This is a genomic window from Sulfitobacter aquimarinus, from assembly GCF_040149565.1.
Classification (GTDB): domain Bacteria; phylum Pseudomonadota; class Alphaproteobacteria; order Rhodobacterales; family Rhodobacteraceae; genus Sulfitobacter; species Sulfitobacter aquimarinus.
On record NZ_JBEFLO010000006.1, the window covers coordinates 62,602 to 77,503 of the forward strand.

Sequence of the window (14,902 nt, forward strand, 5' to 3'; positions counted from 1 at the left end):
GCGATGTTAACAGGCTTAACGCAAACCCGCACGGGCGGCGGCGCGGTCAATCGCGTCCTCGACGGCGTCGGGGCGTGCGTGTTGTGGCATGTGGCCGATACCTTCCAGCACGGTCAGGTTTGCACCCGCGACTTGCTGGGACAGGGGAACCGAATGCACGGCAAGCGGGACAATGGTGTCGGCATCGCCGTGCACGATCTCGAACGGCATGGACAGGCTCTCGTACCGCTTTGACATCTTTACGATATGCGGGCGCAGGTGGTTCACTTGCTGGGCGTTGGCGCGCATGCTTTCGCGGCGCAGAACCAGACCCGCGCCGACATGGGCGGCATAGCCGTCGGGCGCGGGCTGCGGCGCGAATATTGTCTCGACGCTGGCATCCACATAGGATTGCGGCACAAAGGCCGACAGCACGGGCACCACCAACGCACCGCCCCAGGCGGAGCCAAGCATCGTATAGGTCCAGCCCAAAGTGCCGGGCCAAGGGTTCGACACAGCGCCCAGCATGACAACAGCCCCCGTGTCACGAGGAGCGTTTAGCGCCCACGCCATCGCCACAGCCCCGCCGAAAGAATGCCCAACCACCACGGGCCGTTCGATCCCGACAATCGCGGCGGCTTTTTGCAAAAGCTCGGCCTGTTCGGCAGGCGTTTCGAACGCGGCATTCCAAGCACCTGATTTGCCACGCAGACGGCCCGTATGGCCAAGGCCCGGACGGTCGAACATGATCACACGGTAGCGGCCCGACACTCGGTCCACAAAATCCAGCGTCCAGTCGCGCAAATTGCCGCTGGCCCCGTGCAGCAGGACCAGATCGGGGCCGCTGCCCTCGATCAGGACATGCACGGGCGTGCCGTCTACATCAATCAGGCGCCCCTGCGGCGGGTAGTCGCGCATTGTCGTGGCCTCGCGTGCGGCGGCGCGCCATTGCACCACGGCGATGAAGATCACGATTAAAGCGATAAGAAAAAGCACGCTACGCACCAATCTGCCCGATGTCATAGGGCGTCGATTGATAGATTTCCTGAATCCAGTTGCCATACAGCAGATGCGCATGGCTGCGCCAGCGGTTCACGGGCGCAAGGCTTGGATCATCGTTTGTATAGTAGTTCACGGGCACGTTGATCGGCGTACCAGCGGCGACATCGCGGTCATATTCCTGCTTGAGCGTGTCGCGGTCATATTCAAAGTGATTGAACACATAGACCGCACGGTGGGCGGTATCCTCGATCAGGGCGGGTCCGACCTCTTCGCTGCCCAGCAAAGTCTTGAGCGCGGGCACGGCGTCCACCTCGGCCTGCCGTATTTCGGTCCAGCGCGATACGGGAATTACACATTCATCCGAGAATCCGTTCAAATAGGGCGAGGCATCGGCCAGATTGCGGTGGCGGAAACAGCCAAAGGCTTTGGCCTCCAGCATGTGTTTGGCCACGCCGTGGAAGTGGTTGATCATCGCCATCCCGCCCCAGCACACGGCCATGGTGGATTGCACGTTGGTCTGGGTCCAGTCCATCACGCGCTGCAATTCGGCGTAATAGTCGACATCCTCGAATGGCAAATGCTCGATCGGGGCACCGGTGATGATGAGGCCGTCGAACTTTTCGTCCCATACCTCCGAGACGGGGCGGTAGAAGCTCTCCATATGTTCGGCGGCGGTGTTGCGGGTCTGGTGGTCGGACATGCGCAGCAGCGTCAGTTCGATCTGCAGGGGCGTGGCCCCGATCAGGCGGGCGAACTGGTTTTCCGTCTGGATCTTTTTTGGCATCAGGTTCAGCAGCGCGATGCGCAGGGGGCGAATGTCCTGACGGGCGGCCTGATCCTCGTCCATGACGCTGACGCCCTCGCGGGTCAAAACGTCATAGGCGGGCAGGGTGCTGGGGATCTTGATGGGCATGGGTCTTACTTCTTATTCAGGCGGGCATCACAGGTAGGGCCGCTGGGGCCATTCCTCAAGGGGACGCACGGTGTTGTGTTCAAAGCTTGGAGGCGATGAGGGCGTCGAAATCATCCGTGGATGTGACGGCATAGACGTCTTCGGCTGTGACGGTAATGCCGTGGCGGGCCATCGCGGCGTAGCGCGGTTGGCGGTGTGCCAATGCTTTGGCATAGGTCCAGCGGATGAAGGTATCGGGATCAACATCGGCTTCTTGTGTGTTGTTTTCGCTTAGGTATGTGGCCCACATTTCAGCAAGGAATGCGGGTTGATAAGCCATCGGTTTGGGGGCGCGGTCAAATCGGCGGACCAGCTCTTGGGTATGGGCCTCGTCGCCCTTGATCCAGACCAGCAGGCAGTGTTCGGCTAGCTTGGTCAGTAGCGGGTCGTTGTCATCCTCTGGGTCGATCCATTCGCAGATCGAGCCGCCCGTGTCGCAGATGAAATGCGGGTATTTGTACAAGTCCCGCGCACGGGTCATGAACTGCGCCGTCTCGGCCAAGGCGGCGATTTCGGCATCGCGGAACTGGCTTTGGCGGCGGGTGTATTCAGCCATGGGCAGGCCGCCGCGCGCGGGATCACCCGGTTTGCCAAGGTAGGCGGCAACCGCGCTCAGATCATCGTCGTGGATGTTGGGTTCAAGATACATAGCATCGGCGCGCAGCATTTGCGCCAGAAACGGCTCGCGCATGGCGTGGGCGATCAGGTTGTCCTTGATGTGGCCATGCATACCGGATGTGCCGATGCGGTAATCCACCGAGTAATGGAACCAGTCGCCCTGCTGCACCAGCGCCTTGGAAACGTGGGTTTTGCCCAGCCCCGACATGCCGAACAGCAGCACGGATTTACGGGGTGCTGCGTGCCAGCTGTCTGCGTCGGGGTAAAGCATGGGAGCCTCCGGTGTTGTGGTCGTCCAACCCCTACCGCGCCGCCCGCAGACGGTCAATCAACCGCCCGTCAATGATGACCAGCCCCAGCGCCAGAAGGGCGAACCCTGTGTATGCATTGGGGGCCAGTTGTTCGTCCAGAACCCATGCCCCAAGGACAATGGCAATGGGGGTGATCATCAGCGTCACCAGCATCAGATTGCCGCTGCCTGCCAGTGCCAGCACGCGGTAGTACAGTAGATAAGCCAGCGCCGTGGCCCCCAGCGTGTAATAGACGATTGCCCAGATTGTGCGCGGTTGCAGGTCAAGGTTGATCGGCCCTTCAACCACCCACGCAAGCGGGATCATGATCAGAGCCGAGGCGCTGAGCATACCTGCCGCGGCCACCTGCGGGGCGAGGCCCGCCAGCCGTTTGCGCGCCCAAACCCCCGCCAGCGCATAAGACACCGTGCCCGCCAGCACAGCGAGTTGCGCAAGCGAGGTGATGTCGAAACTGCGCAGGTTCTCGACCCCGATGGCGGTGACAACACCGGCAAAGCCCACGGCCACGCCGATGGCTTTGCGCGGGGTCAAGCGCTCGTCACTCAGCAGTAGTGCCGCGATCAGCACGCCAAAGACCGCCGTGGCCGCGTTGAAGATCGAGGTCAGGCCAGAAGGAATATACAGCTGCCCCCATGCCATCAGCGTGAAGGGGATCACATTGTTGAGCACGCCCATGCCGAGAAAACCGACCCAGACGCGCCGCCCCCGCGGCAGGGGCAATCTGCGCAAGGCGACATAAGCCCACAAGACCAGCGCGGCCCACCCGACGCGGTGCGCCACCGCCGTTATCGGCCCGATCTCGTCCAAAGCGATGCGGATCGACAGAAAAGACGCCCCCCACAGCGTGGCCAGTGCAATCAGCAAGAGCCAGCTTTCGGTTGATATGCTGCGGTGTGTCATGGCGAAGACCTTAGGGGCGGGGATATCTGGGGGCGACCCGATTGCTGCGCAAACGCATCACGGCCGCTTGCGCGTCTCGTTCCAGATGTTGAGGTAGTTGCCCACAAAGATAATGCCCGCGCCGACAAAGACCCAAACCTCGAGCGGTTCGTCATACAGAACCATCGCGACAATCGCGATCACGGGCAGGCGGGCGAAATCAAGCGGGACAACCACAGTTGCAGGTGCAATCGCCAGCGCGTTGGTCAGGCAAAAATGCGCAACCAGCCCCGCACAGCCGATGAAGAACAAAAAGGGCAGGCTGGAGGCCGTGGGCAGGGCGATGTCTCCGTCGAAACCCGCAGTCACAAGGCCAAAGACCAATTGCAGGCTGGTCAGGAAGAACATGATCGACAGGATCGAATTATCCCGCGTCAGCCGTTTGGTCATGATATTGGTCAACGCAAAGAAAATCGCAGCCGTTGCAGCCACAAGCAGCCCGATCTCGAAACTGTCCATATCGGGCCGCGCCACGATCAAGATACCGACAAAACCCATCACCGCAGCAAGCCCCCGCATACGGGTCATCTTTTCACCCAGAAACAGCGGCGCAAGGATCGCAACCCACAACGGCGAGGTAAACTCGAGCGCGAAGACCTGCGCCAGCGGAATGACCGCCACGGCATAGAACCACAGGTTCTGGCCCGTAAAGTGAAAGAGGTTGCGCACAAGATGCTGGCGCCATTGGTCAAAGCGCAGCTCGGCCCATTTGTTTTGAACCGTGACAAAGCCGAGGACGACGATGACGCCGACAAGGCTGCGGTAGAGCATGATCTCGAATGTGTCGTAATCGCCTGCCAGCTCGCGCCCGCCGACCGCCATGAAAGAGAACGACGCGATGGCGCCCGTCATCCACAAGGCGGCCTTGAAAATGACGTTCATTCAAGACCTTCAATAGTATAGTCGCGGGCAATGCCTGCCGTCTGCGTGGCCCAGTCGGATGCGGCGGCGCGCGTCTGATGCGCCTCGAATGCTGCCGCATCGGTGAACCGCTCGGACACATGCCAGACCATCGGATCGTCTGTGGGTGTCACTTCGAAAGAAATACACCCCGCCTCATCGCGGGTGAGTGCGATGTGGGTGTCGAGGGCGGCGCGCACGCGCGCGGCCTCGTCCTCGGATGCGCAGGTCAGCGTGCCCGTCAGGGTGACGTTCTTCATTCCCATTCGATCGTTCCGGGAGGTTTCGAGGTGATGTCATAGGTCACGCGGTTGATGCCCGGCACTTCGTTGATGATCCGCGTGGCGGTTTCGCCAAGGAATTCATGCGTAAACGGGTAATAATCGGCGGTCATACCGTCGACAGAAGTCACCGCACGCAGCGCACAGGCAAAATCATAGGTCCGCCCGTCGCCCATCACACCCACGGTGCGTACAGGCAGGATGGCCACGAAGGCTTGCCAAATCTCGTCATAAAGGCCGTGTTTGCGGATCTGGTCGATATAGACGGCGTCCGCTTCGCGCAGGATGTCGAGTTTTTGGCGCGTGATCTCACCAGGGCAGCGGATTGCAAGGCCGGGGCCGGGGAAGGGGTGGCGGCCGATGAAATGGTCGGGCAATCCCAGCTCGCGGCCCAGCACGCGGACCTCGTCTTTGAACAGTTCACGCAACGGCTCGACCAGCTTCAGGCCCATTTTTTCGGGCAAACCGCCGACATTGTGGTGCGATTTGATGGTCACGGACGGCCCGCCCGAAAAGGAAACCGATTCGATCACGTCGGGATACAGCGTCCCTTGGGCGAGGAATTTGGCGTTCTCGATCTGGTTTGCGTATTTCTGGAAGACGTCGATAAAGAGTTTGCCGATGATCTTGCGCTTTGTCTCGGGGTCGGACTGGCCCTCAAGTTCGCCCAGAAACAGATCAACCTCGTCGGCGTGGATGACTTTGAGGTTCATGTTGTCGCGGAACATGGTGATGACTTCGGCCGCCTCGTCCTTGCGCAGCAGACCGTGGTCGACAAACACGCAAGTGAGCTGGTCACCGATGGCTTCATGCAGCAAAGCGGCGGCAACGGACGAATCAACGCCGCCCGACAGGCCGCAGATGACATGGGCATCGCCCACTTGGGCGCGGATTTTGGCGATGGCCTCTTCGCGGTAGGCGCCCATGGTCCAGTCGCCTGTGAACCCTGCAAGTTTCACAAAGTTCTCAAAGAATTTCAGGCCGTTGGGGGTGTGGTGAACCTCGGGGTGGAATTGCACGGCGTAGAAATTGCGGCTTTCATCCGCAGCGATGGCAAAAGGCGCGTGGGGCGAGGTGCCGAGGACCTCGAAACCCGGGGCGATTGCGCTGACGTGGTCGCCGTGGCTCATCCAGACTTGTTCGCGGTCTTGCGCAAACCAACCATCGAGCAATTCGTTTTTTGTTGCAGTGGGCGTGACATAGGCGCGGCCGAATTCGGCTGTGCCCCCGCCGCCCGAGATTTTGCCGCCCTCGACCGTGCCGCCCAGCATATCCATCATCAATTGCTGGCCATAACAGATGCCAAGCACCGGCAGGCCACGGGTAAATACCGAAGCAGGCGGGCGCGGGGCATCGGCGTGCACCACGCTTGCGGGTCCACCCGACAGGATGATCGCCTTGGGCGCAAAGCGGTCCAGAAACGCATCATCCACCGTGTTGAACGGGTGGATTTCGCAATAGACGTTAAGTTCACGCAAACGGCGGGCGATCAGCTGGGTGACCTGGCTGCCGAAGTCGATGATGAGGAGGCGGTCATGGGATATGTCTGTCATGTGCTCTGATTATGCCTGTGTGTGCTGGCTGGCAAGGTTGATTTGGGGGCCAGCCCCCCACCTTGGCCAGAGCCAAGGCGTCCCCCGGAGGATTTATGGCCGGAAAAAATAGAGCGGGCGGGGCGCGATGTCGCTTTTTTACCTGCATGGCCGCTATTTGCGAGCGGTGCAGGGTGGGGGTGCGGTAGGCAGGGCCGAAATCTGGCATGAAGGGAACGGGATATGGCGGAAACTGCACGGCGCACACGGGGCGGAGGCGGGGCTGCACGGCGGGCGGCACGGTCGGCTGTGTCCTTTGAGACGGCCAAATACATCGAGCGCAACATTCCGAACTTTGAAGTGTTGAGCGAGGAAGCTTTGCAGATCATCGAGGCCAATGCCGAGACAGTACTGGAAGAAATCGGCGTGAATTTCCCCGATAATCCGCGTGCGTTGGAGCGGTGGCGTGACGCAGGCGCCGATGTGCAGGGCGAGCGGGTGCGGTTGCCGAAAGGTCTGGCGCGCGAATTGATCAAGTCGGCACCCGCGTCTTACGTGCAGCATGCCCGCAATCCTGAGCGTAATGTCGTTGTGGGCGGCAATAATCTGGTCTTGGCCCCTGTCTATGGCCCGCCCTTTGTGCGTGATGCGGCAGGCGGCCGGCGCTACGCCACGATGGAGGATTTCCGCAAGTTCGTGAAGCTGGGCTATATGTCCAAGTGGTTGCACCATTCTGGCGGGACTGTGTGCGAGCCGACGGATGTGGCCGTGAACAAGCGCCATCTGGACATGCTGCTGGCGCATATGACGCTGAGCGACAAACCTTTCATGGGATCGGTGACCGAGCCGAGCCGTGCGCAGGATTCGGTGGATATGTGCGGGATTCTCTTTGGTGAGAAATTTGTGCAGGAAAATACCGTGATGACCTCGCTCATCAACATCAACTCGCCCATGACGTTTGATGACGTGATGATGGGTGCGTTGGAGGTCTATGCGCAGAACAATCAGGCCTGCATTATTTCTCCGTTTATTGTGGGCGGCGCGATGGCGCCTGTCTCTGTGGCGGGGACGTTGACGCAGGTGCTGGCCGAGAGCCTCGCCGGCGTTGCCTATAGCCAGTTGTGCCGCAAGGGCGCGCCGGTGGTGTTGGGCGCGATGGTGACGTCGATTGATATGAACTCTGGCGCGCCGACGTTTGGCACGCCTGAAGCCAGCCACATTACTTATGGCATGGGGCAGTTGGCGCGGCGGCTGGGGCTGCCTTACCGCTCTGCCGGATCGTTTTGCGGCTCCAAGCTGCCTGACGCGCAGGCGGCCTACGAGACAGCGAATAGCCTGAACATGGGGCTGCTGTCTGGCGTGAACTTTATGCTGCACGCTTGTGGGTGGCTGGAGGGCGGTCTGGTGTCGTCCTTCGAGAAATTCGTGATGGACGCGGACCAGTTAGGCACGCTGCACCATCTGGCGCGCGGCGTCGAGATGGACGAGAACGCACAAGCCATGGATGCGATCCGCGAGGTCGGCCCCGGCGGTCATTACCTTGGCTGTGACCATACGCAGGCCAACTTCAAGGCGGCGTTCTGGAAGTCCGATCTGCTGGACTATAAGCCGTTCGAGACGTGGGAGGACGAGGGCGCGCGCGATACGCAGACCCTTGCCACCTTGCGGGTGGAAAAGATGCTGGCCGATTACCAGCAGCCCGCCATGGACCCCGCGATCCTTGACGCTTTGAACGCCTTTGTTGCAGCGCGCAAAGCGGCCGAGCCCGACAGCTTTATCTGACGGATTCCAGCTGCGGGGTGGATTGCGCATCCCGCAGCGCACGCGCTTCGCCCAAGATCGCGATCAGCACATCCACATGGGTGATCAGCGAATAGCCCGCGTCATTGCCGGTCCGCTGGCTCTCCAGCTCTCCTTCGATGTCGATCAACCGCATTAACGCGGCCCCGTGGCGTGGCAACGCGCCATAGCCCAAAAGCCGGGGCAGATGCCCTGCGCGGCGATAGTCGTGAGCCCCGATGCGGGCGGCGCGCATCAGCAGACGGGGGCGGTGCATAGAGGCGAGTAGGCTGTGGATATCTTGCATGTCAATGTTCTCCTTTTAGCCAAAGCCACGGCGAATGCGGGCTTTGATTGCAGCCATAATCTCCTAGTTTTGAGTGTGTTGCGTGACGGCTTTAAACAGCGTTCGGGTCATTCAATATTGTTTATCATTTTTCAACAATCTTAGCTATCAGCCGATATTTTAACCAATGTGTAACCAATTCACCTTTAGGTTGATATATCGAATTCAAGCGATGCTGAGAGGGGAAACTCAGGTAATGGGACAGATGGTGCAGGCCTTGGAAAACAGAAAACAGGTAGATGCGGAGGACACGTCCGAGATACCCGCATGGGTGCCGCGTTCGGTTCAAAACTACATTGATCACACGGAAATGGGGATCCCGATCCGTGCGCTGGCGCGTGCGCAGGGGTGCCATGCCTCGACGATCTTGCGCCAGATCAGGCGGGTTGAGACACTGCGCGACGATCCGTTGGTGGATAATGCGCTCAAGACGCTGGGCGGCACGCCTGCATCCGGCACTGCGCAGGCTCAGCCTGTTCACCAGACAACGACAAAGCGGCTCAAGATCAGGAAGTCCGAAGAGCTGCCTAACATCGGCGAATTGTCGGCCCACGGGAACCGCGTTCTAAAGCGGTTGTGTGAGACGGGCGCGGTTCTGGCGGTTGCGGCGGATATGGACAAGGCGGTGATCGTGCGCGACAGCGCGGGCGGTGAGAACACGCGCACAGGGGTCGTTGACCGCTCGGTCGTGGAAGCGATGGCGTTGAAAGGCTGGATTACCGCCCCTGATGGTGGGCGGATTGCGCGGTATCATATCACGGCGCAGGGGCGGTCGGCTTTGGCGGATTTTATGGCCCGCGATGAGAGCGAGCTGGCATCGGAAACGGCCAATGGCAAGGTGACCGAAACGCCGAACCGCATCCGCTATGGTCTGGCTGAAAGCCCGCTGGCGGCTTTGGCGCGGCGCCGTGACAAGGACGGCTCATTATTTCTAAGCTCGGAGCTGGTGAACGCGGGCGAGCGGTTGCGCGAAGACTTTGAGCTGGCCCAGATGGGTCCCGATGTTGCGCGCAATTGGGACAGCTTTCTGGAAGGGCTGGCCGAGGGGAAGCCGCCTGTCTTGCATGACAGCGCGGATGCCGGTGCGCGTGCCCATTCCCGCGTGATTGCCGCGCTTACCAATTTGGGACCGGGCCTGTCGGATATTACGCTGCGCTGTTGCTGCTTTTTGGAAGGGCTTGAAACGGCCGAGAAAGTCTTGGGATGGTCTGCCCGTTCGGGCAAAATTGTGTTGCGAATTGCATTAATGCGGTTGCACCTGCATTACGGGCAGGCGTCGGTCCGCCGGACGGCCATGATCGGTTAGGTGCTGCGCGTGCATGGCGGCCATGTGCCACAGCAGGGTTTTGTTTAACCCGCGATGTGCTAAGTAAGGCGCAACAGCCATAGGTGAGGTCCCCCATGCGTGATCTGAAGATCCCCGAAATGCGCCACCCCGAGAAGGCGCGCCGCCCCGATAATCCGCAGCCGAAAAAACCCGATTGGATCAGGGTCCGTGCGCCCGGCGGAAAAGGATATGAAGACACTGCAAAGATCATGCGCGACAATAAACTGGTCACAGTTTGCGAAGAAGCGGGCTGTCCCAATGTAGGTGAATGCTGGTCGCAGGGTCATGCCACCATGATGATTATGGGCGAGGTCTGTACCCGCGCCTGCACATTTTGCAACATCGCGACGGGCAAGCCGCCAGAGGCGCTCGATACGTTCGAGCCGGGGCGCGTGGCCGATGCGGTCGCCAAGCTGGGGTTGAACCATGTGGTCATCACCTCGGTGGACCGCGACGATATCGAAGACGGCGGGGCGGCGCATTTTGCGCAAACCATCCGCGCCATTCGCCACCGTGCCCCCGACACCACAATCGAAATTCTGACCCCCGATTTCATCAAATGCGGGCCAGAGGCGCTGGAGCAGGTGGTCGAGGCGCGGCCCGATGTGTTTAACCACAACCTTGAAACCGTGCCGGGCCTCTACCCCGAGGTCCGCCCCGGTGCGCGGTATTTTCACTCGTTGCGCCTGTTGCAGCGCGTGAAAGAGCTGGACCCGTCGATGTTCACCAAATCGGGTATCATGGTCGGCCTTGGCGAAGACCGTCAGGCCGTGATGCAGGTGATGGAAGACATGCGTGCCGCCGACATTGATTTTCTGACCATCGGCCAATACCTGCAACCCACGCCGAAACACCACCGCGTGGACCGCTTTGTGCATCCTGATGAATTCGCGGCCTATGAAAAAGCCGCTTACGGCAAGGGCTTCCTGATGGTCTCTGCCACACCGCTCACACGGTCAAGCTATCACGCGGGAGATGATTTTGCCCGCCTGCGGGCTGCACGAATGAAAAAGCTCGGCGTAGCCTGAGGCGATCGGGCGGCGTGCTTGTGAAAGCGTGCCGCCTTAGTCAGAGCGGGCGTTTGATCCGCTCGGCCTTGGCCCATTCGGGCCAAAATCCGAAATGCTCCAGCCCCACCACCAGCAGGGCCAATGCCACAGCGCCAAAGACAAACTTGACCCGACGCGCCGAGGGCGGGTTTTGCACCCAGCGTTTGGCACGCATCAAGTGGCGGGGGGTCAGCACGGTTCAGGCACCATCGGTGAAACGCACCTTGCCGATAAAGGGCAGGTTGCGGTTGCGTTGCGCAAAGTCGATGCCGTAGCCTACGACAAATTCATCAGGAATTTCAAAACCGGTATAATCAGCCCGCAAATCAACCTCGCGGCGGGTGGGTTTGTCCAGTAGCGCTACCGTTTTCAGCCGCGCAGGTTTGCGCGCCCGCAACATACCCGTAACGTGGTGCAGCGTATGGCCCGTGTCCACAATATCCTCAACCAGCAGTACATCGCGCCCTTCAATACCGCCGCGCAAGTCCTTGAGAATACGCACTTCGCGTGTGCTTTCCATTCCGTCGCCGTAGCTTGAGGCCTCAAGGAAATCCACCTCGATCGGCAGGTCCAGTTCCCGCACCAGATCGGCGATGAACACGAATGACCCGCGCAACAGCCCCACAACAACCAGCTTGTCGGTATCCGCAAACTCGATCTGGATCGCTTGGCACAGCTCCTCGATCCGCGCGGCGATAGATTTGGCCGAGATCATCTGGTCTATGACATAAGGACGCGTCTGCATGGCCACCTCTTGATTGCATGGCCCTCGGGCCTCAGGTACAGCCCATACCAAAGACGCACAGGAAATCAATGCCCACCCATTCCGAGACCCGACCGCTGCCCTATACCGCGCAGCAGATGTACGACCTTGTGGCCGATGTGGGCAGTTACCCCAAGTTTTTGCCATGGACCGCCGCTGCGCGTATCAAATCGCATGAGGACAAGGGCGATCACAGCGTCATGGACGCCGATCTTGTCATCTCGTTCAAAGTCTTCCGCGAGCGGTTCACCTCGCGCGTGGTGCTGTGGCCGCAGGCCAAAAAGATTGATACCGAATATTTGGATGGTCCGTTCAAATATATGAAATCCAACTGGGAATTCCGCGACATCGACGGCGGCTGCGAGGTCTCGTTCTTTGTGGACTTCGAATTCCGCAACGCGATTTTGCAGAAAATCATCGGCGTCGTCTTTAACGAGGCGATGCAGCGGGTGGTGAAAGCGTTTGAGAAACGGGCAGACGCGCTTTATGGCTAGGCCCGTCAGGGGAGGACGCCATGGGGATCACAGAACAACTCATTAAACTGGGCGGCATGGATGTGCCCGAAGAGGCGGCGGCGATGATGCGGCTGTCGCTGTTTGATTGGGCCGCTTGCGGAATTATCGGCGCGGGTGAGGCTGACTTTGCGGGTTTCCGCCGCGCCCAGATGATCGAGGAAGGCCCCGCCCATGTTTTTGGCGGTGACGCCAGCGGGGCGGCCACGGCGGCGCTGGTCAACGGCACGCTGAGCCACGCGCTCGATTACGACGACACGCATTTCGCCCATATCGGGCACCCTTCCGTGGCCGTGCTGCCCGCTGTGATGGCGCTGGCCGAGACGCTGGATATGCGCCTGACCAATGCTGTGGATGCGGCCACCATCGGGGTTGAGGCGTCGATCATGGTGGGGGTCTGGCTGGGGCGCGATCACTACCAGATCGGCTATCACCAGACGGCGACGGCGGGCGCGTTTGGCGCCACCTTGGCCGCCGCACGTATGCTGGATCTGGACAAGCACCAGACGCGTCATGCGCTGGGGCTGTGTGCCAGCATGGCCTCGGGGCTGAAGGCGCAATTCGGGACGATGGGCAAGCCGCTCAACGCGGGATTGGCCGCACGCACGGGTGTCGAGGCCGCGCTCTGGGCACAGGCGGGGATGACGGCGGCGGCGGACGGGCTGGACGGTGCCTTGGGCTTTGGGGCGACGCACCACGGCGAGGGGGCTGATGTGAAACTGCCCCGCAAAGACTGGCAGATCAGCGAGATCAGCCACAAGTTCCACGCCTGTTGTCACGGGCTGCACGCCATGCTTGAGGCACTGTCGGGGGCGAATGTCGCGGCCGACCGCATTGCCGCACTTAAAATCCGCACCAGCCCGCGCTGGATGAGCGTGTGCAACATCGCGGAGCCAAAGACAGGGCTGGAGGCCAAGTTCAGCTATACCCAGACGGCGGCGATGGCGCTGCTGGGCCATGCCACAGGCACGGTGGGGAACTTCACGGACGCGATCACCCGCGACAAGGACATCCGCGATCTGCGCGCCAAGATCGAGGTGATGGAGGATCCCACGCTGAGCGAGACGCAAAGCCAGATCACCCTGACGCTGGACAGTGGCGAGGTCCGCCGGATGCGCCACGATCTGCTGGCCCCCATGACGCTGGAGGCGCGCAGCGACAAGCTGCGGGGAAAGGTGCGGGCATTGCTGGGCGAGGACCGCGAAGAGGCGCTGTGGCACGCTGTCATCGGGCCCGAATTGGACGCAGTGACCGCCTGTTTCGCAGGCAACTGACGCAAAAGGGGCGGCGCTGTTTCCAACGCCGCCCCGATAAAATGCGATCCTTGATAGATCAGCTTGTGATGTCGTAGGCCCGCTCGCCATGAACAGCCAGATCAAGGCCGTTCACCTCGGTCTCGGCGTCCACACGCAGTGGCGTGACCATGCGGCAAACAAGGACCAGCACGATGGTGACGACGGTGGTGAACACGCCGACAATCGCCAGCGAACCCAGTTGCGCGGCCCAAGACCCCGCACCAAAGGCCGCGATCATGATCGTGCCAAAGATACCGCCCACACCGTGCACGGCCATGACGTCCAGCGTGTCGTCGATCTTGGCCTTGTTGCGGATCAGGGTGACCGCTTCCTGACACAAGACACCCGCCACAGCACCGATCAACAGCGCCTCCCACGGGCCGACAAAGCCGGACGCAGGCGTGATCGAGGCAAGGCCCGCAATCGTACCCGTCACCAGACCCACCATTGAGGATTTGCCGAATTTGATCCGTTCCCACAGCGCCCAGCTAAGCGAAGCTGTCGCGGCAGAGATATGCGTGACCGTGATCGCCATAGCGGCGCCACCGTCAGCGGCCAGTTGCGAGCCGCCGTTAAAGCCGAACCAGCCGACCCACAGCAGCGCCGCACCGATCATGACCAGTCCGGGGTTGTGCGGGGGTGTTGTCTGGTTTTTGCGTGCCCCAAGGAAGATCGCAAGGATGATCGCCGCGATGCCCGCCGTCTCGTGCACCACAATACCGCCTGCAAAATCACGCACGCCGACTTCGCCGAAGATACCGCCATCGGCCAGCATCCCGCCGCCCCAGACCCAATGCACCACAGGCGCATAGCACAAGAGCATCCACAGACCCGAGAAGAGCATGACAAAGCCAAAGCCGATCCGCTCGACATAGGCGCCAACGATCAGCGCGGGCGTGATGATTGCGAAAGTCATCTGGAAGGCAAAGAACAGGATCTCGGGCAGGGTGCCTGACTGGCTGTCGGCGGTCACGCCCGCCAATGCCATTTTGCCCAAGCCGCCCCAGTAACCTGTGCCGCCCTCGCCAAAGGCGATGCTATAGCCGAAGAGGAACCAAAGAACGCTCATTAAACAGGCGATGGCGTAGCAGTGCATGAACACGCTCAGCACGTTGCGCGCGCGGACCAGCCCGCCGTAAAACAGGGCAAGCCCCGGTAGTGTCATCAGCAGCACCAAGGCGGTGGCCGTCATTATCCAAGCTGTATCTGCGCCGTTCATTTGTTGTCTCCCACAAGTTTTGCGGGGGATAAACCGTACGCGAGGTGCTGCGAAAAGCGGCAATTGAGAATCGAGTGCCATTTAATCGGGCAATTTTG

Annotated in this window: 16 protein-coding genes; 5 read left to right on the forward strand and 11 right to left on the reverse strand. The window is 60.7% G+C overall.

Annotated features, from left to right (window positions below; genetic code table 11):
• Positions 1-15: 15 nt before the first annotated feature.
• From ABMC88_RS12385 to guaA, 7 genes are all read right to left on the reverse strand, one after another.
• The gene (locus tag ABMC88_RS12385) at positions 16-975 is read right to left on the reverse strand and encodes an alpha/beta fold hydrolase (RefSeq protein WP_349577210.1); all 960 of its coding nucleotides are present in this window, start codon (positions 973-975) and stop codon (positions 16-18) included.
• A gap of 1 nt (position 976) precedes the next feature.
• Positions 977-1,894: a homoserine O-acetyltransferase MetA gene (gene metA / locus ABMC88_RS12390; RefSeq protein WP_349577211.1), complete on the reverse strand. Its 918-nt coding sequence runs from the start codon at positions 1,892-1,894 to the stop codon at positions 977-979.
• A 79-nt stretch (positions 1,895-1,973) separates the two neighbouring features.
• Positions 1,974-2,822 (reverse strand): ATPase, encoded by an 849-nt coding sequence (locus ABMC88_RS12395; RefSeq protein WP_349577212.1) that lies wholly within the window; start codon positions 2,820-2,822, stop codon positions 1,974-1,976.
• Positions 2,823-2,853: 31 nt separating this feature from the next.
• On the reverse strand, positions 2,854-3,762 hold the full coding sequence (locus ABMC88_RS12400) for a DMT family transporter (protein WP_349577213.1): 909 nt from the start codon (positions 3,760-3,762) through the stop codon (positions 2,854-2,856).
• A gap of 57 nt (positions 3,763-3,819) precedes the next feature.
• Positions 3,820-4,683, reverse strand: coding sequence for a DMT family transporter (locus ABMC88_RS12405; RefSeq protein ID WP_349577214.1), 864 nt, complete (start codon positions 4,681-4,683; stop codon positions 3,820-3,822).
• Entirely contained in the window at positions 4,680-4,967 is a 288-nt protein-coding gene (locus ABMC88_RS12410; protein ID WP_349577215.1) for a putative quinol monooxygenase, read from the reverse strand. Before ABMC88_RS12410 ends, ABMC88_RS12405 begins: the two co-directional genes overlap by 4 nt.
• Complete coding sequence (guaA, locus tag ABMC88_RS12415; protein WP_349577216.1) at positions 4,958-6,535, reverse strand: glutamine-hydrolyzing GMP synthase; 1,578 nt, start codon at positions 6,533-6,535, stop codon at positions 4,958-4,960. Before guaA ends, ABMC88_RS12410 begins: the two co-directional genes overlap by 10 nt.
• Positions 6,536-6,757: 222 nt before the next feature.
• Here guaA and ABMC88_RS12420 point away from each other — a divergent pair, with 222 nt between their 5' ends.
• Entirely contained in the window at positions 6,758-8,296 is a 1,539-nt protein-coding gene (locus ABMC88_RS12420; protein ID WP_349577217.1) for a trimethylamine methyltransferase family protein, read from the forward strand.
• On the opposite strand, the gene ABMC88_RS12425 is transcribed toward ABMC88_RS12420, so the two are convergent.
• The gene (locus ABMC88_RS12425; protein WP_349577218.1) at positions 8,289-8,600 is read right to left on the reverse strand and encodes a DUF6477 family protein; all 312 of its coding nucleotides are present in this window, start codon (positions 8,598-8,600) and stop codon (positions 8,289-8,291) included. The two genes, ABMC88_RS12420 and ABMC88_RS12425, sit on opposite strands and share 8 nt — an antisense overlap.
• Before the next feature lie 247 nt (positions 8,601-8,847).
• On the opposite strand from ABMC88_RS12425, the gene ABMC88_RS12430 reads away from it, so the two are divergent.
• Entirely contained in the window at positions 8,848-9,945 is a 1,098-nt protein-coding gene (locus tag ABMC88_RS12430) for a DUF6456 domain-containing protein (protein ID WP_439655601.1), read from the forward strand.
• Between the two features lie 95 nt (positions 9,946-10,040).
• Positions 10,041-10,994 carry a lipoyl synthase gene (lipA, locus tag ABMC88_RS12435; RefSeq protein ID WP_349577220.1) on the forward strand — a complete coding sequence of 318 codons (954 nt, stop codon included), beginning with the start codon at positions 10,041-10,043 and terminating at the stop codon, positions 10,992-10,994.
• 40 nt (positions 10,995-11,034) lie between these two features.
• Here lipA and ABMC88_RS12440 read toward each other — a convergent pair whose 3' ends face one another.
• Positions 11,035-11,211 (reverse strand): hypothetical protein, encoded by a 177-nt coding sequence (locus tag ABMC88_RS12440; RefSeq protein WP_349577221.1) that lies wholly within the window; start codon positions 11,209-11,211, stop codon positions 11,035-11,037.
• Between the two features lie 3 nt (positions 11,212-11,214).
• Positions 11,215-11,760, reverse strand: coding sequence for a hypoxanthine phosphoribosyltransferase (gene hpt / locus ABMC88_RS12445; RefSeq protein WP_349577222.1), 546 nt, complete (start codon positions 11,758-11,760; stop codon positions 11,215-11,217).
• Between the two features lie 68 nt (positions 11,761-11,828).
• On the opposite strand from hpt, the gene ABMC88_RS12450 reads away from it, so the two are divergent.
• Complete coding sequence (locus ABMC88_RS12450; protein ID WP_349577223.1) at positions 11,829-12,272, forward strand: type II toxin-antitoxin system RatA family toxin; 444 nt, start codon at positions 11,829-11,831, stop codon at positions 12,270-12,272.
• 20 nt (positions 12,273-12,292) lie between these two features.
• Positions 12,293-13,564, forward strand: a complete 1,272-nt coding sequence (locus tag ABMC88_RS12455) for an MmgE/PrpD family protein (protein WP_349577224.1) — start codon at positions 12,293-12,295, stop codon at positions 13,562-13,564.
• Positions 13,565-13,622: 58 nt separating this feature from the next.
• On the opposite strand, the gene ABMC88_RS12460 is transcribed toward ABMC88_RS12455, so the two are convergent.
• Positions 13,623-14,804, reverse strand: a complete 1,182-nt coding sequence (locus tag ABMC88_RS12460; RefSeq protein WP_349577225.1) for an ammonium transporter — start codon at positions 14,802-14,804, stop codon at positions 13,623-13,625.
• Positions 14,805-14,902: the final 98 nt, after the last annotated feature.